The following is an 18420-nucleotide window of genomic DNA, read 5'->3' as shown; positions in this document are numbered from 1 at the left end:
GTTCTCTCCTGGAGGGGCCGGCGGCGGCCGGCCCCGCCCCTGTCAGGCCTCGACACCGACGCCATACTCCTCGCCGGCATCCAGCAGCCAGCGATAGCAGTAGTCGGCGAAGCTCCGGCGCACCACCAGCTCCCAACGATCCTCCGTCGGCCGCCTGACGATGGCGGTGGCCTTGGCGAATACCGTCGTCACGCCCTTCCCCACCGGAAAATTCGCGGGATGGACATCGTAGGGCGTCGACTTCATCAGCAGCTCGCGGGCCGCCTCGCCCTCGAGTTCGATGAGAGTCTGGCCGCCGCTGACGTCGACGATGGCGTAGTGGGCACCGCCCAGGGCGTTGCGCAGGCGCTGCTCGAGGGCGAACGCTTCGCCGCCGGGCACGATCACTAGCCATTCGTCCGGCGAGAGCCATTGTATCGAGCGCACGCCCTCGCTGTCGTGATTCAGCCCGCCGGGCCGCGCAGGCAAGGCGAGGCCGAGCACCTCGCGCAGCGCCTCGTCGAGGGCGATGGCGCCACCGCGCAGAATCAGGTGGCCTAGCATGGCGCGCTCGCGCAACACCACGCGGCTCTTCTGGCTGACGCCTGGGCAGCCGGTTTCATGGTAGGACCAGGCCAGGGGGGACTCGGTCGGCACGCTCGTGTCGGGCCGGGTATCGAAGGCCGTGGTCGCAACGGGATCAGACATGCTGGCGCTCTCCCTTGGGGTCAACAAAGATCGGGCTGACGATTTCCGCGGCGTGGGTCTTGCCGTCGGCCATGGGCAGGTAGACGGTCTCGCCCATGCGCTGGTGGCCACCCTTGACCACCGCCAGGGCGAAGCCGCTATCCAGGGTCGGGCTGTAGTAACTGGAGGTCACGTGGCCGACCATCGGCACAGGCACCGGATGATCGGGATCGAGCACGATCTGGGCGCCCTCCTCCAGCACCACCGCCGGGTCCTTGGGCCTGAGACCCACCAGTTGCTTGCGGCCGTCGCGCCGGGTATCGGAGCGCGACAGGGCGCGCTTGCCCACCCAGGAGTAGGGCTTGTCGTAACCGACACACCATTGCATGCCGAGATCCTCCGGGGTCACCGAACCATCCGTGTCCTGGCCGACGATGATGAAGCCCTTCTCGGCGCGCAGGACGTGCATCGTTTCCGTCCCGTAGGGAGTCAGACCATACGTCTCGCCATGTGTGAACAGCGTCTTCCACACGTGCATGGCGTAGTTGGCCTGGACGTTGATCTCGTAGGTGAGCTCACCGGTGAAGGAGATGCGGAAAACCCTGGCCGGTACCCCGGCCACCTTGCCGGCCCGCCAATCCATGAACTTGAAACGCTCGCGGTCGAGATCGATGTCGCTGATCTCGGCCAGCAGCTTGCGCGCCTCGGGACCGGTAATGGTCATGGTCGCCCAGTGGTCGGTCACCGAGGTGAACGTGACGTTCAGCTCCGGCCATTCGGTCTGATGCCAAAGCTCCAGCCATTCGAGGATCGCCGCGGCGCCACCGGTGGTGGTGGTCATCAGGAAGTGGTTGTCGGCCAGGCAGGTAGTCACGCCATCGTCGGTAACCATGCCGTCGTCCTTGCACATCAGGCCATAGCGGGCGCGGCCGACGGCCAGCTTCTCCCACTTGTTGGTATAGATCCGCCCCAGGAACTCGCGGGCGTCGGGGCCCTGGATGTCGATCTTGCCCAGGGTCGAGGCGTCGAGGATGCCGACCTTCTCGCGCACCGCGCGGCACTCGCGGGCCACCGCTTCGTGCATCGTCTCTTTCTTGCCATTGACGATGGTTGGAAAGTACCAGGGGCGCTTCCACTGGCCGACGTCCTCGAACTCGGCGCCGTTCTCCACGTGCCACTGGTGCAGCGCGGTGTAGCGTTCGGGGTCGAATCGCTCGCGGCAGTGTCGGCCGACGATGGCGCCGAAGGTGACCGGCGTGTAGTTGGGGCGGAACACCGTGGTGCCCACCTCGGGAATCGACTTGTTCAGGCAGCGCGCGGCGATGGCCATGCCGTTGATGTTGCCCAGCTTGCCCTGGTCGGTGCCGAAGCCCATGGCGGTGTAGCGCTTGATATGCTCGATGGACTCGAAGCCCTCGCGGGTGGCAAGCTCGACGCCAGCGGCGGTGACGTCGTTCTGCGGGTCGACGAACTGCTTCGGCGCGCGCAGGGTCGGCTTCTCGTGGGGCACCTGATAGAGGCCGCAGGCGGCGCCTTCGCGGCGGGTGTCGATCTGGGGCAGCTCGATCGCCCTGGAGGTCATGCCAAGCGTCTCGAGGGCCCGCGCGGCCATGGCGACGCCGTCGGCCAGCCCTGCCGCCAGGTCGTGGATGCCACGGGCACTGCCGGCGGCGTGCACGCCCTTCACCAGGCCGGGCACGAAGCCCAGGATCTCGTCGTTCCAGCTCGGACGGGCGCCGGTGTGGGAGGCCAGATGGATCACCGGGCTATAGCCGCCGGAGCTGGCGATGGTGTCGCAGGCCAGGGTCTCGGCCTGGCCGGTGACCTTGAAGGCCGCGGCGTCGATGGTGGCAACGCGGACGCCGCTCACCCGGGTGCTGCCCTTGGCCTCTAGCACCGCTGCGCCTTCGATAATACGAATACCGCGCTCGCGTGCCTGTGCCACCAGGTCGCCGTCCGGCGCCCGGCGCGCATCGGCGATGGCCACCACCTCGCGCCCGGCATCGAACCAGTCCAGGGCGGCGCGGTAGGCGTGATCGTTGCTGGTGGAAAGCACCAGCCTGTTGCCCGGCACCACGCCATAGCGGCGGATATAGGTGGAGACGGCACCGGCCAGCAGGTTGCCCGGCACATCGTTGTTGGCATAGACCAGCGGCCGCTCGTGAGCCCCGGTGGCCAGCAGCACCTGCCCGGCGCGCACGTGGTGCATGCGCGAGCGGGAAGGACGGTAATCGTCGACAACCGGTGCGGTCTCGCCGAGATGCTCGGTGCGCCGCTCGTGGAGCGTCACGAAATGATGATCGTGATAGCCATTGGCGGTGGTGCGGGCCAGCAACGTGACGTTGTCCAGCCTGGCGAGTTCCTCCAGCACTTGAGCGACCCACTGGTCGGCCGGCTGGTTGTCGAGCAGCTCGCGGCTGTCCAGCAGCGAGCCGCCCATCTCCTCCTGCTCGTCGCAGAGGATCACCCGGGCCCCGCTGCGCGCCGCGGTCAGTGCCGCGGCCAGCCCGGCGGGGCCGGCGCCGACCACCAGCACATCGCAGTGCTGGTTCAGATGATCGTAGACATCGGGGTCCGGCACCATGGGGCTGCGCCCGAGACCTGCGCCCTTGCGGATGTACTTTTCATACGTCATCCACAGGGAAGCCGGGGCCATGAAGGTCTTGTAGTAGAAGCCCGGGGGCATGAAGCGCCCGCCCAGCTTGCCCACCAGGCTCATGACATCGCGCTGGACGTTGGGCCAGCCATTGGTGCTCTGTGCCGTAAGCCCGTCGAACAGCGCCTGCTGGGTGGCACGCACGTTGGGCACCTGGGCCGCCTCGGTGCTGCCCAGCTGGACCAGTGCATTGGGCTCCTCGGGGCCGGCGGCGACAATGCCGCGGGGGCGCGAGTACTTGAAGCTGCGGTTGACGATGTCCACCCCATTGGCCAGCAGCGCCGAGGCCAGGGTGTCACCGGCATGACCCAGGTAGCGCTTGCCGTTGAAGGTGAAATGCAGGGTGTGGGAACGATCGATGCGCCCGCCCTCACGAAGACGATTCGGCTGTTTCAACGACTGGCTCATGCCTTGACTCCTTCCTGACGCGAAACCGCTTCCGCCTCGGCGGCCACTTGTTCGGCGGGTTTCCCTTCGGGGTGCCCGGCCGTGAAGCGGGGCTGCTCGCCCATCCTGTAGGTCTCGAGAATCTCGTAGCTCACGGTGTTACGCGTGATGTTGAAGAACTTGCGGCAGCCGACGGCGTGCACCCACAGCTCGTGGTGGATACCGCGCGGGTTGTCGCGGAAGAACAGGTAGTCGCCCCACTCTTCGTCGCTGCAGGCCTCGGGGTCCACAGGGCGGGCGATGTGCGCCTGGCCCTTGGGGTGGAACTCCTCTTCTTCACGGAGCTCCTCGCAGTAGGGGCAGTAGATATGGAACATTATTTATTCCCCCCGTAAGTCGGGATAAGAGCTGTGAGCTTCTGCGCCAGCGAGCCGCGTGAGGGCAAGGCGTCCGATGAATCGGACAACGCAGCCATCGCGTGGCGCAGCTCGCAGAAGTCAGTGGGCCACGCCGGCGGCACCGTGCTCGTCTACCAACGCCCCGCTATGGAAGCGGTCGATGGAGAAGGGAGCGGCGAGCGGATGCGTCTTCCCCCTGGCCAGGGTCCAGGCGAATACGTGACCCGAGCCCGGGGTGGCCTTGAAGCCGCCGGTGCCCCAACCGCAGTTGAAGAACAGGCCCTTGACCGGCGTCTTCGACAGGATCGGACAGGCATCGGGGCAGGTGTCGACGATGCCGCCCCACTGACGGTTCATGCGCACCCGCGAGAAGATCGGGAACATCTCGACGATGGCCTGCAACGTGTGCTGCACAGTGGGATAGCTGCCGCGCTGGCCGTAGCCGTTGTAGCCGTCGATGCCGGCACCGATCACCAGGTCGCCCTTGTCGGTCTGGCTGATATAGCCATGCACGTGGTTGGACATCACCACCGTATCCAGCACCGGCTTGAGCGGCTCGGAGACCAGCGCCTGTAGCGGATGCGATTCGATGGGCAGCCGGAAGCCGGCCAGCTTCGCCAGTACGCCGGAGTTGCCCGCCGCCACGCAGCCGACGGTCTTGGCCTCGATGTCGCCGCGATTGGTATGCACGCCAAAGACGCGACCGTCGCGGATCTTGAAGCCGGTGACCTCGGTGTTCTGCAGCAGGTCGACGCCGAGCGCATCGGCGGCACGGGCATAGCCCCAGGCCACGGCGTCATGGCGCGCCACGCCGGCCCGGGGCTGCCAGGAGGCGCCCAGGATCGGATAGCGGGCATTCTTCGAGCAGTCCATGATCGGCACGATCTCTTGAATCCGCTCGGGCGTGAGTACCTCGCCGTCGATACCGTTGAGCCGGTTGGCGTTGACCCGGCGCTGGATGTCGCGCATGTCCTGCAGGGTATGGCCCAGGTTCATGACGCCGCGCTGGGAGAACATCACGTTGTAGTTGAGATCCCGGGAGAGCCCTTCCCACAGCGTCATCGCATGCTCGTAGAGCGCCGCCGACTCGTCCCAGAGATAGTTGGAACGCACGATGGTGGTATTGCGGGCGGTGTTGCCGCCGCCCAGCCAGCCCTTCTCGACCACCGCAACGTTCGTGATGCCGTGCTCCTTGGCCAGGTAGTAGGCGGTGGCCAGGCCGTGGCCGCCGCCGCCGACGATGATGACGTCGTACTGCTTTTTCGGCGTGGGGTTGCGCCACTGGCGCTCCCAGTTCTCGTGGTGGCTAAGGGCGTGTTTCACCAGCCCGAATCCTGAATAGCGTTGCATAACTCTCTCCTCGACCGGCTCCGCTGGGCTGGGCCGGCCCATGCGGGTTCAGGCGGTGGCGGTTTCGTGGGCCGCTGCCGGGGCGGCGGCACCGTACACCGGGTGCCGTTCGCAGAGCTCGGCGACCTTTTCGCGCACCTCGGCCTCCACGGCGTCGGTGTTGCCGCGCTCGGTCAGCACGTCGAGAATGTCGCAGATCCAGCCGGCCAGATCGGTGCTGTCGCTCTCACCGAAACCGCGCGTGGTGATCGCCGGGGTGCCGATACGCAAACCCGACGTGACGAAGGGGCTCTCGGGATCGTTGGGCACGGCGTTCTTGTTGACCGTGATATGGGCACGGCCCAGCGCCGCGTCGGCATCCTTGCCGGTGACGCCCTGCTTGATCAGCGAGACCAGGAACAGGTGGTCGTCGGTACCGCCGGAAACCACGTCATAGCCACGATCGATGAAGACTCCGGCCATGGCCCGGGCGTTGTCGATCACCCGCTGCTGGTAGCGCACGAAGTCCTGGTTCATGGCCTCCTTGAAGGCCACCGCCTTGGCCGCGATCACATGCATCAGCGGGCCGCCCTGCTGGCCCGGGAAGACCGCACCGTTGAGCTTCTTGTAGAGGTCCGCATCGCCGTGGGCGGAGAGGATCAGGCCGCCACGCGGGCCGCGCAGCGTCTTGTGCGTGGTGGTGGTCACCACGTGGGCATGGAGCAGCGGGCTCGGGTAGAGGCCGGCCGCCACGAGCCCCGCCACATGGGCCATGTCGACCAGCAGCCAGGCGCCGACCTCATCGGCGATGTCGCGGAAGCGCCGCCAGTCCACCACTCGGGAGTAGGCGGAGAAGCCGGCGATGATCATCTTCGGCTTGTGGCTACGCGCCAGGCGCTCGACTTCCTCGTAGTCGATCTCGCCGGTCTCCGGGTTCAGGCCGTACTGCACGGCGTGGTAGTGCTTGCCGGAGAAGTTCGGCGCCGCACCATGAGTCAGGTGGCCGCCGTGGGCCAGGCTCATGCCCAGCACGGTATCGCCTGGCTTGACCAGCGCCATGAACGCGGCGGCATTGGCCTGGGCGCCGGAATGCGGCTGAACGTTGGCATAGTCGGCGCCAAAGAGGTCACAGGCGCGCTCGATGGCGAGCTTCTCGACCACGTCGACGTACTCGCAGCCGCCGTAGTAACGCTTGCCCGGATAGCCCTCGGCGTATTTGTTGGTCAACTGAGTGCCCTGGGCCTCCATCACCGCGCGGCTGGCGTAGTTCTCGGAAGCGATCAGCTCGACGTGGGCTTCCTGCCGCGCCACCTCGTCGGCAATGGCTGCAGCGACCTGGGAATCGAATGTGGTGAGGCCAACCTTGTTCATGACTGACTCCTGTTGTTATCGGTAGTAGCAGGGCGTGTCTTCGAATCTATCGGCAACCTGCCGACGTGAAAAATTTGAAATCCTTATGCGCAGATAATCAGCGCGAAGGCGGTTCGGCTCATGCTTCGATTAAAGGCCTGCGGGAGAGAGAAAGATTGAATAAATGCGACAGACTCCCTGAACGCACGAGTCGGTCCAGAACGCGGCCATTGCCGGATCGTCGGGCTGGTAGCCGCTTGGGGAAATTGGCTTGGCGCCGCGTGAGGCGGGCGAAGGGGCACGGCGGCTCAGAGCGCCGGGCGTCCCTCGACATGCAGGAAAAAGGGATCGACCCGATCACCGCCGGGCTCGCTGGCACGCTTGCGCATCTCCGATGGGGACATGCCGAAGGCGCTACGGAAGTGGCGGGAAAAGTGCGGCGTATCGGCGAAACCACAGCGCTCGCCGATCTCGGTGATGCTCTTGCCGGTGTAGTGCAGCAGCCAGACGCCATAGCGCAGGCGCAGGTCCCGGGAAAACTTCTGGGGGCCGACGCCCAACACCTCGCGGAAGCGACGCTCCAGGTTGCGACGCGACGTCCCCACGCGCTCGGCGAGCACCTCCATGGAGATCGCCTCACCCAGATGCTGCTCGAGCAGGGCAATGGAGCGACGCACCAGGCGATCCTCGATCTTCCCGAACACCACCGGCTGCGGCTGCGCATGAGCCCCGATACGCGCTTCGTCGAGCTGCATGATATGCAGGCTCTTCATCGCCCAGGCTTTCCCCAGGTGCCGCTCGACCAGGTAGGCGGCCAGATCCGCCGCCGCCGCGCCCCCCGCGCAGGTGATGCGGTCACCATCATCGATAAAAAGCCGGTCAGCCACCGGCTCGATGGCGGGAAAGCGCTGGACCATGTCGTGGTGGTGATACCAGCTGACACAGCAGCGCCGCTCCTTCATCAGCCCCGCCTGGATAAGGGCGAATACCCCGGTACACAGCCCGACCAGCGGCACTTGGGCAGCCGCCGCCTGACGTAGATAGGCCAGCGCCGTGGTATCGACCTGGTCCTGCTGGTCCTGGACGCCGCCGATCACCACGATGTAGTCGAATTCACCGGGATCCCGGAACGTCCGGCAGGGGGAAACCGCAGCACCGCAGCTGGAAACGGCCTCCTGGCCAGCGCTGGTCATGAAGGTCCAGTGACAACGCAACTGGCGGCTGCGATCGCCCTCGTCGGCCGCCAGACGCAGGCAGTCGACGAAAGCCGCAAAGGGGAACAGCGTGAAACGGTGCAGCAGGACGAAACCCACTGACAGGCGCTCGCCCTGAGAGGGATAAATCGGGGCTGCTCCTGGCGTCATGGCAATCCGTCCTGTAGGCATGGTTGGCGTTCTCACGTTCCAAGCTCGATATCATAGCCTACCTTGCCACCGGGCCCGACCGCTTAACGCAGGAAGCGAACCATTGCGGGCTCGCTGCCTGCGGGTTTAGCTGGCGACAGGATCAGGATCGGGACTGGCCGATGGTGTTCAGGTAATCGACACAGCGATCAACAGACTCCACATCCCCGAACTTGGCATCGATATCAAACAGGTTCCAGGCCACCGCGCCCGGCACCCGGTCACCGATGCACTCCTTGACTGCGATAGGGCGGAAACCGTCTGCGATGCCGTCACAGATCGTCTGGCGTACACAAGCACAGGCCGTCACACCAGTCACGAGTATCGTGTCGACTCCATTGGCACGAAGGATGCCAGCAAGTTCGGTACCATGGAATGACGAAGCGCGCTTCTTCAAAAGCGTATATTCACCCTCGATCGGAGCGATGCGCGAATCGATAGCCCAAAGCTCCTTGTCGGCAAGATTGACGACATCGATGGGAATCTTGTTATGCCACAGCCCCATGTCGGTGAAAGACGCATTGCGGTCGGTGATTTCATAAGCTGTCGTCACGTGAATAACCGGCAGATTCGCGGCGCGGAACGCCTTGAGGAGTTTCTGCATACCAGGAATGATTTCGTTATCCATCTTCTCCTGGTCGCAGGTGAAGGGATTGCCCGGACGCGTCCATGCATTGGCGAGGTCAACGCTTACCAGCGCCGGCCTCTTGCCGAAACCGACCCGGCGCTGAAAGCCCCGCTCCTTATAAAGCTTGGTGGACTCTTCAAAGGCTTGTTCCAACATTACCATCAGATCTTGAGACATCTTGGTCACTCCATATAATGATGATTACCGTTGCCGAGAACGGCCAGCACATTGGCAGCAGGTATTTTTGCCATTTGGCACTTCCAAGCCTATGTCTGGAGTCTAATGCCGTCTAATTCATTTTCATCCGGCATTGATGCATCTAATCACAACAATGAAAACCTAGAGCCAAAGTCCTAACTCCATCTTCGCTGCACCATAAAAAAAGCTGCAACAAAAGTGGTTGCAGCCAAGTCCAGTCATACATTAAATAATACTGATCATCTATCCAAGAGAGCCAATAATGGTTTATCAGTGCTACCAGAAACCGGGCAGCCACAGCACTATACCTGGAAGCAGGGTGTAGAGCCCCACCGCACCCAGCAATATCAGCCAATAAGGTAAAGACGCCCAGGCCGCCGATGTCAGGCTGACCTCATTCTTGGTAATTGAGGTCAAAACGAAGAGGTTGAGGCCTACTGGCGGTGTAATCATACCGATCTCCATCAACAGGGTGACGATGATGCCAAACCAGATCGGATCAAACCCCAATGCCATCATCATGGGAAATGTAATTGGTAGGGTCATCAGCAGTAGCGAGATACCATCAAAGAAACACCCAAGTATGATGTAGACCATAATAACCATGACTAGGATGCCATAGCGATTGAAGCCCAGATCAGCGATAAAGGCTACAGCCTCTCTTGGCAATGCCAACAGGCTGACTGCCTGAGAAAGAATCGCCGTACCCAGCATGATAAATGCGATGGCGCTGAACATAATAGTGGCATTGACAAAGGCAGACCAGAGCTTCGATAAAGTTAGATCACCCCAGGTAAAACCCATGAAAACACTGGCAATCACACCCAGTGAAGCCGCTTCCGTGGGGGTGGCGACTCCCATATAGATGGTGCCCAGAACGAAGAAGATCAGAATCGGCAGCGGCCAGACCTGAAGCAACCCTCTTAATATCTCGGACCGTGAGACGGGCTCTTGCTCATCTGGCACCACAACACTACCAACTTTGGAACGAATCATGATCCAGATGGAGAAAGTAGCGGAAATCATCAGGCCTGGAACGATACCCGCCAGAAACAGCTGGCCGATTGACACGTTCTGAGTAGCCCCATAGATGATCAGCGCAAGGCTGGGAGGGATTAACAAGCCCAAGGTACCCCCCGCTGCCAAAGTACCGACCACCATACTGGGTGAGTAGCCACGATTCTTCAGTTCAGGATATCCGATCGACCCAATGGCGGCAGCCGTGGCCGAACTAGAACCACTAACGGCGCTAAACAGTGTGCAGACGGCAATATTAGTATGTAGCAGCCTGCCAGGAACGCGCCGGAACAGGGGGGTCAGGCCATTATAGACCTTGGTTGACACCCCGCTGGAAAGCAGAATATCACCGAGAAAAATGAAAAGTGGTACCGCAGTGAGAGAGAAGCCAGTCAACAGATTCCAAGCCGAATTGATGGCGAGCGACGAAGACCCACCCGCCTGGAAGTGAAGCAAGATGAAGCCAATTAGCCCCAGAGCGGCGCCCAGCACGGCCCCGCTGCTCAGCAAGGTGAACAACCCCACGCTCAGGATGACCCAATTCATGAGGTCACCTCCGCCGGTACCGTATTGCTCTTGCTGAGCTCGGGTGACCTCAGCCCGTGACGGATCTGCACCAGAATGCAGAGTGTGAAGGAGAGTGGCATCAGGATCATCCACGGCCAAAGCAGTATGCCGCTAATATCCGAGCGTGCATCGATCATCAGCGAGAACCGCATGAAATCCCACGACTCATAGATAAAGATCAAAGAAAAGGCGATCAGCACAAAGCTTGAAAAAAGACCCGTCACTCGCTTCATTGGAGGTCGGAGAGAATTGACCGCCAAATCAATACGGATATGCCGTCCAATGTTCAATACATGGGGAATGGTCAAGAAGGTCAGCGACAGGAAAAGCAGGCCAGCCAGCTCATTGGAAAAATAGATGGGTCTCCCTATCACATAGCGCAGCACAGTACTGACGAAGACCAGCAGCGTCATGCCGATACCGCCCATTACTCCAATTAAGAAGAGGCTATAAGTCAATTTATCAATCAATTTGCCAAAAATATGCATGAGACTACCTCCAAGGAAGACAAGGCCGGCATGACACCGGCCTCTCCGTATCAGTCATGAATCTCTTGGAGATATTCGGTGACAGTGGCATAGTTTCTAGTGCCCTCGTCACCGGCCCTTTCGGCGATCCGCTGCCACGCCACCATGGCGGCTTCCTGGAAGCGACTGACATCCTCTTCGGAAAAATCGTCAAGTATCGTCACGCCCAGCGACTCGCGCCGCTCCCTGGCAGCCTGCTCCCGCACAGGATCCACGGCGGCATCACCGGTCTTCTCCCACATGTACTCACCGGCCTCGATCAGCACTTGGCGATGGTCATCGCTCAGCCGCCCCCAAGTCTGCTGGCTGACTCCGAACATGGCCGGCACGGCAGCCCAAGGGTGAAGATAAGCTTCATACTCGGCCACCTCATGCAGCGATACCGTTTCGGCGACGGTAGAGAGGTAATAGGCGCAATCCACGACACCTGTCTGCAACGCCATATACATGTCGTTCTGCGGGATCACCTCGGCAGAGATACTGAGTCTGTCGAAGGCGTCGACCAGTTGAGATGACCAGACCCGAATAGCCTTGCGCTCCAGCTGTGCCAGGGAATTGATCGGCTCCTTACAGTGAATGCCGACACTGAAGACCGGAGACACAATACCGCCAATGGTCTGGATGCCCCATTTGCTGAAGCCCTCCTCGTAGATCTCGCGAATGATGGGAAGGATCTCCATGTGCTGGCCGGGTTCGGTGATGGCACCCTGGGCATAGACGGCAGCCAGTGCAGGGGCGTCACGGGTATAGTACTCACCATACAGCAGCGCCATATCCACATTTCCGCGCTGCAACACACGCAACATGTCCGGCTCACTCAATCCAAGGGAGCCGGCGTGAAAGACATCGATCTTCAACTCGCCACCCGACAGTTCATCGACGTAAGCCGCGAAATCGTTCAAGTGCTGGGCCTCCGGCCGGGATTCGGCATAGCCACTGTGGAAGCGCAAGGTTGTCGTCGCCTGAGCGAATTGTGAGGCGACTGTCAGTGCGGCCAGGGACGTCACGAGTAGGCCGGTTCTGCAAGTTCGGTTCAACATCTTATCCACCCATTATCAGAGTTATGATTGATTCAGATGTGAATGGCATACCACCAGAGTGCGAATCGTTGTCGTTATACTAAGGTCTGTTCATTGTCACTAGACTGATTAAAGCCTATGCTGCGTATCAATTGCCGTCTAATGCCGTTTTTTCCTGGATTGATAACATTGTGAGCATGAATTTCCGATTCGACCTGCGCCACCTCAGGGCCTTTCTAGCTGTCGCAGAAGCCTTGCACTTCAAGCGAGCTGCCGAGACACTATGCATAACTCAGCCAGCACTCAGCCGCTTGATCAAGGGGTTGGAAGAGAGCATCGAGGCCAAACTGTTCTCTCGCACCACCCGGCAGGTAGAGCTGACCGAGGCCGGGAGGTTGTTTCTGGCGGAATGCCAGCAGGCCTTCACCCACTTCGAGCGTGGGATCCACCTTGCACAACGCGCCACGGAGGGTGACATCGGACATATTGCGGTGGCCTACAATGATTTTTCGATCAATGGCGTGCTCCCGCGGATTCTAGATCTGTTCAAAGAAAAGCACCCCGACATCTCGATCGAGCTTGTCTACATGCCATCACATGAGCAGCACAACGCCATCCAGAACCATGATATCGATGTCGGCTTCCTCATTGGCCCCCTGGCGCTCGAAGGCATCGAAACCCACCGTTCCGCAAGAGAGCGAATTGTCGTCATCCTGCCGAAGCGCCATCCCCTAGCAGAGAGGGGAAGTGTGAGGATGGAGGAGTTGGCAGATGAAAAATTCATTCTTGGAACTGAGAGCGGCTGGCGGGAGTTTCGCGACTATGTCTTCCGGATGTGCATGCAGGCGGGCTTCACTCCCAAGATCCTCCAGGAGGCCAGCACCAGCAGCGGCATCTTTGGGCTGGTCGCCGCCAACATGGGGGTCTCCCTCTACTCTGAATGCGTGGAGAAGTTCAAGCGTGAGGATATTGCGATCGTTCCCCTGGCGGAGCGAGAGCATACCATCGAGACCATAGCGGCCTGGAACACCGCCTATATCAGTCCGAGCTTCAGCTTGCTGCGCGACCTGCTGCAAAGTGAGCTGAAGATCTGACAGCGCTGGAGCTCTCAGGAACCCCAGCGCGATCATGAGCAGTAACAATTGATGCTAAATGCCTTGTCGCTCCGCCACCCGAGGACGAATCATGAGCGATACGCCGATATAGCACGTAGCCGAGACAACACACCCCGTCAATGGCCCGATCAGCCAGCCCACATCGGCGAACAGCATCATATAGCCACTAGTGAAGAAGCCCACCAGCATGGCCGTGAGGGCCCCCCAGGCACTACCCTGCCAGAAGGTGGAGATGAACACCGGCCCGATCATGCTGGCCAGCAGAGTGCCGGAACCCAGGATGCCAAGCCAGGAGAGCATGAAAGGCGGGGCGTAGAGCATCATCGTCAGGGCCACGATGCCCAGCCAGCTCGCCCCTAGCAAGCCCACGGCCTTGATCTGACTGACCAGGAAGACCAACAGCAAAAGAATGGTAAGGAAAGCCGCCACCCCCTGCAGTACTCGCCCCATGGAGCCGCCACCGTGAATCTGTGCGATGTACTCCGGAATGGTGTTGCTTTTCATCTCGATGGCCCGGCGCTGCAGAAAATGGGCGAAGTAAAGTACGGCGATCACCATGGCGGGCGCGAAAAAGAAATTACCCAGCACTTCGATGGCACCGAACTGGTAGGTTACGCCAGGCGACCCCATGAACCCCCAGCCGCTGAAACCCGTAGCCACGATAGTGCCTGCAGACACGAAGGCACCGAGGGATCGCCCCGCCACCAGGAAGCCCCCCTCGTCGCCCCTTTTCATGTAGCGAGATGAGAGGTAACCGAGGTATATCATCAGACCAAAGGTCATGAACAAAAGACCCCAGTTGAATAGCGTGTATGCATCCATGTCTATTTCCTCATTGAGCCATTAGTGGATTTTTTCTTCAGCTCTCTTCGGAAGTAGGCTGCACCAGAATGAATGATCATGTAGCAGGTCAGCACCAGAAAGGTGCTCAACACCCAGGAATTCATTTTCAGACCCTCTTGTTGTCATTGAAAGAATTGGCCTCCTGCCACTGCATTGCCTAACCTGGCACTTTCAAGGTAATTTATGGCTATTAAATCGGGCCAATTTGAAAGCCAAATACCTCCATAAGCCACAACAATAGGCATGAAATAATGAAGAATATACCGACAGACCTTCTGCGCACTTTTGTAACCATCAAGGATCTGGGCGGCTTTACAAGCGCCGGCGAGTTACTGGGACGTTCGCAGCCCGCCATCAGCTTGCAGATCAAGAAACTTGAGACGCTACTCGATACGCAAATTTTTTTAAGAGGGTCCAGCCTGGAACTTACAGAAGATGGCGAATACCTTTACCAAGTCGCAAAGCAGTTACTTGAAATAAATGATAGGATTGTTGACCGGCTCCGAGGAGACAGCGTGTCGGGTAGGGTCAGACTGGGGATTCCGAATGATTTTGAACTGGCTTTTCTCCCAAAAGCACTTCGCAATTTGTCGCGAACCTATCCTAATATCATGGTTGAAGTAGACTGTGATATCAGCAAAGTCATCTATCAACGCTTCCAGAAACACCAATACGATATTTGCCTGGTCATGGAGCCGGAAAAGGAGCATGAGGACCGGGATAGCCGGGACTACCGTCTGGATCATCTGGCCTGGGTAATGAGCCACGACAACGTATCAGACACTGGAGCCACCCCTCTAGTGGCTTACCCCCAGGGGTGCCTGTATCGCACAATGTTGGAAAGAGTCCTTGAAAAAGCCAGCCAGCCCTATCGTATCGTCTATACCAGCCCTAGCCTGACGGGCATAATGTCTGCCGTTGAAGAGGGGCTAGGCATGACTGCCATGGCTTCTTCGGTGGTTCCACCACACTTGGCCACTGCGCTCAAAACAGATCGGCTACCTCTACTCGGGTCGGTCAGCATTGGCCTTTACTACCGAGAGCAGGAGCTTAGCGTGGCAACCCGTCACGTTCTCGATTTCCTGCGTGCAGGATTAGCAAATCTTACGCCCCCACCCTCTCTGGCCACCTGTTAACCCCTACCTGATGATGTTGTGCTCAGGACCATACGGGAACCCGGTGATGTTTTCGGCTCCGTGCTCGTTGAGCACCAGAATATCATGCTCGCGATAGCCCCCGGCACCTGGGCGACCTTCTGGAATCATGATCATCGGCTCCATGGAGACCACCATGTTGGGCTCGAGCACGGTCTCGATATCTTCGCGCAGCTCGAGGCCCGCCTCGCGGCCATAGTAGTGGCTCAGGGTACCGAAGGAATGACCATAGCCAAAGGTGCGATACTGCAGTAAGTCATGTTCGGCGAAGATGGCGTTGAGTTCATGAGCAATGTCGCAGCAGCGCACGCCTGGCTTGATCAGCTCCTGCCCACGCTTATGGACCTTGCAGTTGACCTCCCAGAGTCGCAGGTGCTCGTCGGAGGCGTGCTCGCAAAACAGAGTACGTTCCAGGGCAGTGTAATACCCCGAAATCATGGGGAACGTGTTCAGGCTTAGAATGTCGCCGGGCCGCACACGACGACTGGTCACCGGATTATGCGCGCCGTCTGTGTTGATGCCGGACTGAAACCATACCCAGGTATCCATCAGTTCACTGTTCGGGAACGTCTTGGCGATCTCACGCACCATCGCGTGCTGGCCGGCCAATGCCACCTCGTACTCCGGCACACCGGCCACGATCGCATCACGCACGGCCACGCCGCCCACATCGGCAATGCGCGCCCCCTGACGAATCAGCGCAATCTCCTCGGCGGACTTGAGCATTCGCATCTTCATGGTTGGCGACCCGATATCAACCAGCTCTACGTCACCGAGGGCCGTCAGGAGCTTCTGCTGATTCTGTAGCGTCAGGTGATCGAACTCAACGCCAACGCGCTTGCGGCCTTCGCAGAGCTGCTTGACAGCCTTGAAGACGTTGTCTTTCTGCCAGTCGGTATAAACAATATTGTCGCCCAGCCGATTGCGGCGATAGGGCTGCCCACCATCGATGTTGGCGGACACTGTCGTGAACCGATCCCGGGTAACTACCAAGCCATAGTCGCGTCCGAACTTACAATAGACAAAGTCACTGAAATAATTGATGTTGTGATAGGATGTCATGACGACCGCATCGATATCGTTAGCTGCCATGTACTCCCTTAGGCCCATCAATCGTTTCCGCATCTCGTCATCCGAGAAGGTCGGCGTTACCTTCTCTCCATTGGGAATCTCGATAAGTGACGGAAGCTTCATCTTCTGTTCTCCTTTTTTATAAGCCAACGATTTTTTCCACCTATGTTGCATATCACTCCCTTTTGGTGGTGATAACGACTATGGCTAGAGATAGCTTCCTGGGCCAATGACTAGTGCAAATACCTCCATTGATGAGGGAAATGTGGATGAAGTGCCGACAATCGTGCCCCACATGTTGATCCCAGAGCCCCATCCCCCAGAGGCGCCCCACAGGGCTGCCGATCAGGTAGATCATGGCGATGAAGTTGGCCTTGTTCCGGTAGCCACGTACGCGTGATCTAGCCGCCTGGAAGAGACCGTTCATGCCTTCCAGACGAGCGTTGATCAGGCCCGAGATCCAGCGCCTTGGTGAACGTCTGCCCGATAGGGAACCCGTCGACCGTGACCTCGGCGTTAGGCAGGTTCTCGGCACAGGCGCCTGTCGGTGATCTCCAGCTGCCGGGAAACAGCCAGCACGGGCATCTCCTTGACCAGCGACATGGTGGCCTGCTCGAACAGCAGGGTGAAATCACTGCCAGGTCGCGCCCTTGCTTCGAGCGCCGACTAGCCTACCTTGTTAGTCACGATTCCCATGGAGCAAGGATGCTACGATGGCAACGCCACCCCCTGTCACATCGCCCAGGCGCTCCCTCTGGTATGCCGTGCTGGTAGGCGCCGGGGTCATGGCCGGTATCGATGAGATCCTGTTTCATCAGATCCTGCAGTGGCACCACTTCTTCGACCATGCCACGCCCGCGGTGGGCATCCTGTCCGATGGGCTGCTGCATGCCGCAGAGCTGCTGGCCATCGTTGCCGGCTTCTTTCTGCTGACGGACCTTGCCCGCCGGCGTCAGCTGGCCGTGAGCTGGGCCTGGGCCGGCGTCTTCCTCGGCATGGGTGGCTTTCAGCTCTTCGACGGCATCGTCAACCACAAACTGCTGCGTATCCACCAGATCCGTTATGGCGTCGACCTGCTGGTCTATGACCTGACCTGGAATCTGTCCGCGCTGGTATTGCTCGGGGTTGGGATCTGGCTCTATCGCCGGGCAAGCCGCCTCGAACGGAAATAACCATGCACGAACCGAACGGCACCACGGCCGATATCTCGCTGCTCGCCGTGCTGCCGCTTATCCTGCTGTTGTTCATTACGCTTGCTTATCTGAGCGCCGCCTATCGCCAGCGGCCTGCCACGGGTGGCTGGAGTGGGTGGCGCACCGGCTTCTTCATCGCCGGAAGCCTGCTGCTGGGTGTGGCATTCGCCCCGCCGATCATGGCCTGGGCCCATCACGACCTGCGCCTTCATGTGGTGCAGCATCTGCTGATCGGGATGCTCGCGCCATTGGCTTGGGTGCTGTCGGCCCCCGTCACGCTGCTGTTGCGCACGCTGCCGCCCAGGACCTCACGTCATGTCGTCATGGTGTTACGGAGCCGGCCCGTGCGGACGATCTCCCACCCACTAAGCGCGCTGCTGCTGAATATCGGCGGCATGTATCTTCTCTACCTGACGCCCCTCTACGCGGCGACTTTGCAGCACCCTGCATTGCATCATTGGATGCACCTGCACTTTCTAGTCGCCGGCTACCTGTTCTGCTGGTCGATCCTCGCCGGGCCGGATGCCGCACCTCATGCCCCCGGCATGCGCTTTCGGCTAGGCGTGCTGTTCGTATCGATGGCCACCCATGCCATCCTCGGCAAGTTGATGTACGGCTATCTATGGCCGCGGGGCACCGGGCATGACGTGGAGGAAATCCAGGCCGCCGCTCAGTTGATGTACTACGGCGGCGACCTGGCCGAGGTGTTGCTGGCCATCGTGCTGTTCACGATGTGGTTGCGCACGTCGCCCTCGCACCGGAGTGCTTTGACACCGTATCAGCCCGAGCCCCCGCCCGTGACAAAGGAGGATATGCCGACTCCTCGATCACCTCGCCATCGGTGGTCGAAGCGACTGCCGTGACAGGGACAGTCCCAGGTCGATTCGGCCGCGTTCCAG

16 protein-coding genes and 2 pseudogenes are annotated in these 18420 nt (G+C 60.2%); 4 read left to right on the top strand and 14 right to left on the bottom strand.

What is annotated here, in order from left to right; translation table 11 throughout:
• Positions 1 to 42 precede the first annotated feature (42 nt).
• The 10 genes from C1H69_RS20090 to dctP all read right to left on the bottom strand — a co-directional run bounded on the left by C1H69_RS20090 (position 43) and on the right by dctP (position 12076).
• Positions 43 to 687: a sarcosine oxidase subunit gamma gene (locus C1H69_RS20090; protein ID WP_102655170.1), complete on the bottom strand. Its 645-nt coding sequence runs from the start codon at positions 685 to 687 to the stop codon at positions 43 to 45.
• Positions 680 to 3730, bottom strand: coding sequence for a sarcosine oxidase subunit alpha family protein (locus C1H69_RS20085; protein WP_102655169.1), 3051 nt, complete (start codon positions 3728 to 3730; stop codon positions 680 to 682). The genes C1H69_RS20090 and C1H69_RS20085 overlap by 8 nt, the downstream gene beginning before the upstream one ends.
• Entirely contained in the window at positions 3727 to 4086 is a 360-nt protein-coding gene (locus tag C1H69_RS20080; RefSeq protein WP_102655168.1) for a sarcosine oxidase subunit delta, read from the bottom strand. Before C1H69_RS20080 ends, C1H69_RS20085 begins: the two co-directional genes overlap by 4 nt.
• Positions 4087 to 4206: 120 nt before the next feature.
• Positions 4207 to 5457 (bottom strand): sarcosine oxidase subunit beta family protein, encoded by a 1251-nt coding sequence (locus tag C1H69_RS20075; protein WP_102655167.1) that lies wholly within the window; start codon positions 5455 to 5457, stop codon positions 4207 to 4209.
• A 48-nt stretch (positions 5458 to 5505) separates the two neighbouring features.
• On the bottom strand, positions 5506 to 6807 hold the full coding sequence (glyA, locus tag C1H69_RS20070) for a serine hydroxymethyltransferase (RefSeq protein ID WP_102655166.1): 1302 nt from the start codon (positions 6805 to 6807) through the stop codon (positions 5506 to 5508).
• Positions 6808 to 7094: 287 nt separating this feature from the next.
• Positions 7095 to 8150, bottom strand: a complete 1056-nt coding sequence (locus C1H69_RS20065; protein ID WP_102655165.1) for a GlxA family transcriptional regulator — start codon at positions 8148 to 8150, stop codon at positions 7095 to 7097.
• Positions 8151 to 8292: 142 nt separating this feature from the next.
• Complete coding sequence (locus C1H69_RS20060; protein WP_102655164.1) at positions 8293 to 8994, bottom strand: isochorismatase family protein; 702 nt, start codon at positions 8992 to 8994, stop codon at positions 8293 to 8295.
• Positions 8995 to 9291: 297 nt separating this feature from the next.
• Positions 9292 to 10578 (bottom strand): TRAP transporter large permease, encoded by a 1287-nt coding sequence (locus C1H69_RS20055; RefSeq protein WP_102655163.1) that lies wholly within the window; start codon positions 10576 to 10578, stop codon positions 9292 to 9294.
• Entirely contained in the window at positions 10575 to 11087 is a 513-nt protein-coding gene (locus C1H69_RS20050; RefSeq protein ID WP_102655162.1) for a TRAP transporter small permease, read from the bottom strand. Before C1H69_RS20050 ends, C1H69_RS20055 begins: the two co-directional genes overlap by 4 nt.
• Before the next feature lie 50 nt (positions 11088 to 11137).
• A complete protein-coding gene (gene dctP, locus C1H69_RS20045; RefSeq protein WP_240610026.1) occupies positions 11138 to 12076 on the bottom strand; it encodes a TRAP transporter substrate-binding protein DctP in 939 nt (312 codons plus the stop codon).
• A gap of 266 nt (positions 12077 to 12342) precedes the next feature.
• Here dctP and C1H69_RS20040 point away from each other — a divergent pair, with 266 nt between their 5' ends.
• The gene (locus C1H69_RS20040) at positions 12343 to 13239 is read left to right on the top strand and encodes a LysR family transcriptional regulator (RefSeq protein ID WP_205738566.1); all 897 of its coding nucleotides are present in this window, start codon (positions 12343 to 12345) and stop codon (positions 13237 to 13239) included.
• 54 nt (positions 13240 to 13293) lie between these two features.
• On the opposite strand, the gene C1H69_RS20035 is transcribed toward C1H69_RS20040, so the two are convergent.
• On the bottom strand, positions 13294 to 14082 hold the full coding sequence (locus C1H69_RS20035; RefSeq protein WP_102655159.1) for a sodium:solute symporter family transporter: 789 nt from the start codon (positions 14080 to 14082) through the stop codon (positions 13294 to 13296).
• A 272-nt stretch (positions 14083 to 14354) separates the two neighbouring features.
• Between C1H69_RS20035 and C1H69_RS20030 the strand changes: the two genes are divergently transcribed.
• Complete coding sequence (locus C1H69_RS20030) at positions 14355 to 15239, top strand: LysR family transcriptional regulator (RefSeq protein ID WP_102655158.1); 885 nt, start codon at positions 14355 to 14357, stop codon at positions 15237 to 15239.
• Positions 15240 to 15242: 3 nt separating this feature from the next.
• Here the strand turns inward: C1H69_RS20030 and C1H69_RS20025 are convergent, their stop codons facing one another.
• From C1H69_RS20025 to C1H69_RS24660, 3 genes and pseudogenes are all read right to left on the bottom strand, one after another.
• Positions 15243 to 16451, bottom strand: coding sequence for a M24 family metallopeptidase (locus tag C1H69_RS20025; RefSeq protein ID WP_102655157.1), 1209 nt, complete (start codon positions 16449 to 16451; stop codon positions 15243 to 15245).
• 199 nt (positions 16452 to 16650) lie between these two features.
• Positions 16651 to 16797 (bottom strand): annotated as a pseudogene (locus C1H69_RS20020) (transposase); the annotation flags it as partial.
• Positions 16798 to 16856: 59 nt separating this feature from the next.
• Positions 16857 to 16976 (bottom strand): annotated as a pseudogene (locus tag C1H69_RS24660) (transposase family protein); the annotation flags it as partial.
• Between the two features lie 65 nt (positions 16977 to 17041).
• On the opposite strand from C1H69_RS24660, the gene C1H69_RS20010 reads away from it, so the two are divergent.
• Positions 17042 to 17500 carry a DUF2243 domain-containing protein gene (locus C1H69_RS20010; RefSeq protein WP_102655155.1) on the top strand — a complete coding sequence of 153 codons (459 nt, stop codon included), beginning with the start codon at positions 17042 to 17044 and terminating at the stop codon, positions 17498 to 17500.
• Between the two features lie 2 nt (positions 17501 to 17502).
• Positions 17503 to 18384: a cytochrome c oxidase assembly protein gene (locus tag C1H69_RS20005; RefSeq protein ID WP_102655154.1), complete on the top strand. Its 882-nt coding sequence runs from the start codon at positions 17503 to 17505 to the stop codon at positions 18382 to 18384.
• Positions 18385 to 18420 lie beyond the last annotated feature (36 nt).

The organism is Billgrantia endophytica (assembly GCF_002879615.1).
GTDB classification, from domain to species: domain Bacteria; phylum Pseudomonadota; class Gammaproteobacteria; order Pseudomonadales; family Halomonadaceae; genus Halomonas; species Halomonas endophytica.
This window is presented reverse-complemented; position numbering and strand designations above follow the sequence as displayed.

What these genes read in the sequence shown, in the direction of transcription:
- C1H69_RS20090 (WP_102655170.1), bottom strand. Translation starts at nt 687, where the DNA reads ATGTCTGATCCCGTTGCGACCACGGCCTTCGATACCCGGCCCGACACG.
- C1H69_RS20085 (WP_102655169.1), bottom strand. Translation starts at nt 3,730, where the DNA reads ATGAGCCAGTCGTTGAAACAGCCGAATCGTCTTCGTGAGGGCGGGCGC.
- C1H69_RS20080 (WP_102655168.1), bottom strand. Translation starts at nt 4,086, where the DNA reads ATGTTCCATATCTACTGCCCCTACTGCGAGGAGCTCCGTGAAGAAGAG.
- C1H69_RS20075 (WP_102655167.1), bottom strand. Translation starts at nt 5,457, where the DNA reads ATGCAACGCTATTCAGGATTCGGGCTGGTGAAACACGCCCTTAGCCAC.
- glyA (WP_102655166.1), bottom strand. Translation starts at nt 6,807, where the DNA reads ATGAACAAGGTTGGCCTCACCACATTCGATTCCCAGGTCGCTGCAGCC.
- C1H69_RS20065 (WP_102655165.1), bottom strand. Translation starts at nt 8,150, where the DNA reads ATGACGCCAGGAGCAGCCCCGATTTATCCCTCTCAGGGCGAGCGCCTG.
- C1H69_RS20060 (WP_102655164.1), bottom strand. Translation starts at nt 8,994, where the DNA reads ATGTCTCAAGATCTGATGGTAATGTTGGAACAAGCCTTTGAAGAGTCC.
- C1H69_RS20055 (WP_102655163.1), bottom strand. Translation starts at nt 10,578, where the DNA reads ATGAATTGGGTCATCCTGAGCGTGGGGTTGTTCACCTTGCTGAGCAGC.
- C1H69_RS20050 (WP_102655162.1), bottom strand. Translation starts at nt 11,087, where the DNA reads ATGCATATTTTTGGCAAATTGATTGATAAATTGACTTATAGCCTCTTC.
- C1H69_RS20040 (WP_205738566.1), top strand. Translation starts at nt 12,343, where the DNA reads ATGAATTTCCGATTCGACCTGCGCCACCTCAGGGCCTTTCTAGCTGTC.
- C1H69_RS20035 (WP_102655159.1), bottom strand. Translation starts at nt 14,082, where the DNA reads ATGGATGCATACACGCTATTCAACTGGGGTCTTTTGTTCATGACCTTT.
- C1H69_RS20030 (WP_102655158.1), top strand. Translation starts at nt 14,355, where the DNA reads ATGAAGAATATACCGACAGACCTTCTGCGCACTTTTGTAACCATCAAG.
- C1H69_RS20025 (WP_102655157.1), bottom strand. Translation starts at nt 16,451, where the DNA reads ATGAAGCTTCCGTCACTTATCGAGATTCCCAATGGAGAGAAGGTAACG.
- C1H69_RS20010 (WP_102655155.1), top strand. Translation starts at nt 17,042, where the DNA reads ATGGCAACGCCACCCCCTGTCACATCGCCCAGGCGCTCCCTCTGGTAT.
- C1H69_RS20005 (WP_102655154.1), top strand. Translation starts at nt 17,503, where the DNA reads ATGCACGAACCGAACGGCACCACGGCCGATATCTCGCTGCTCGCCGTG.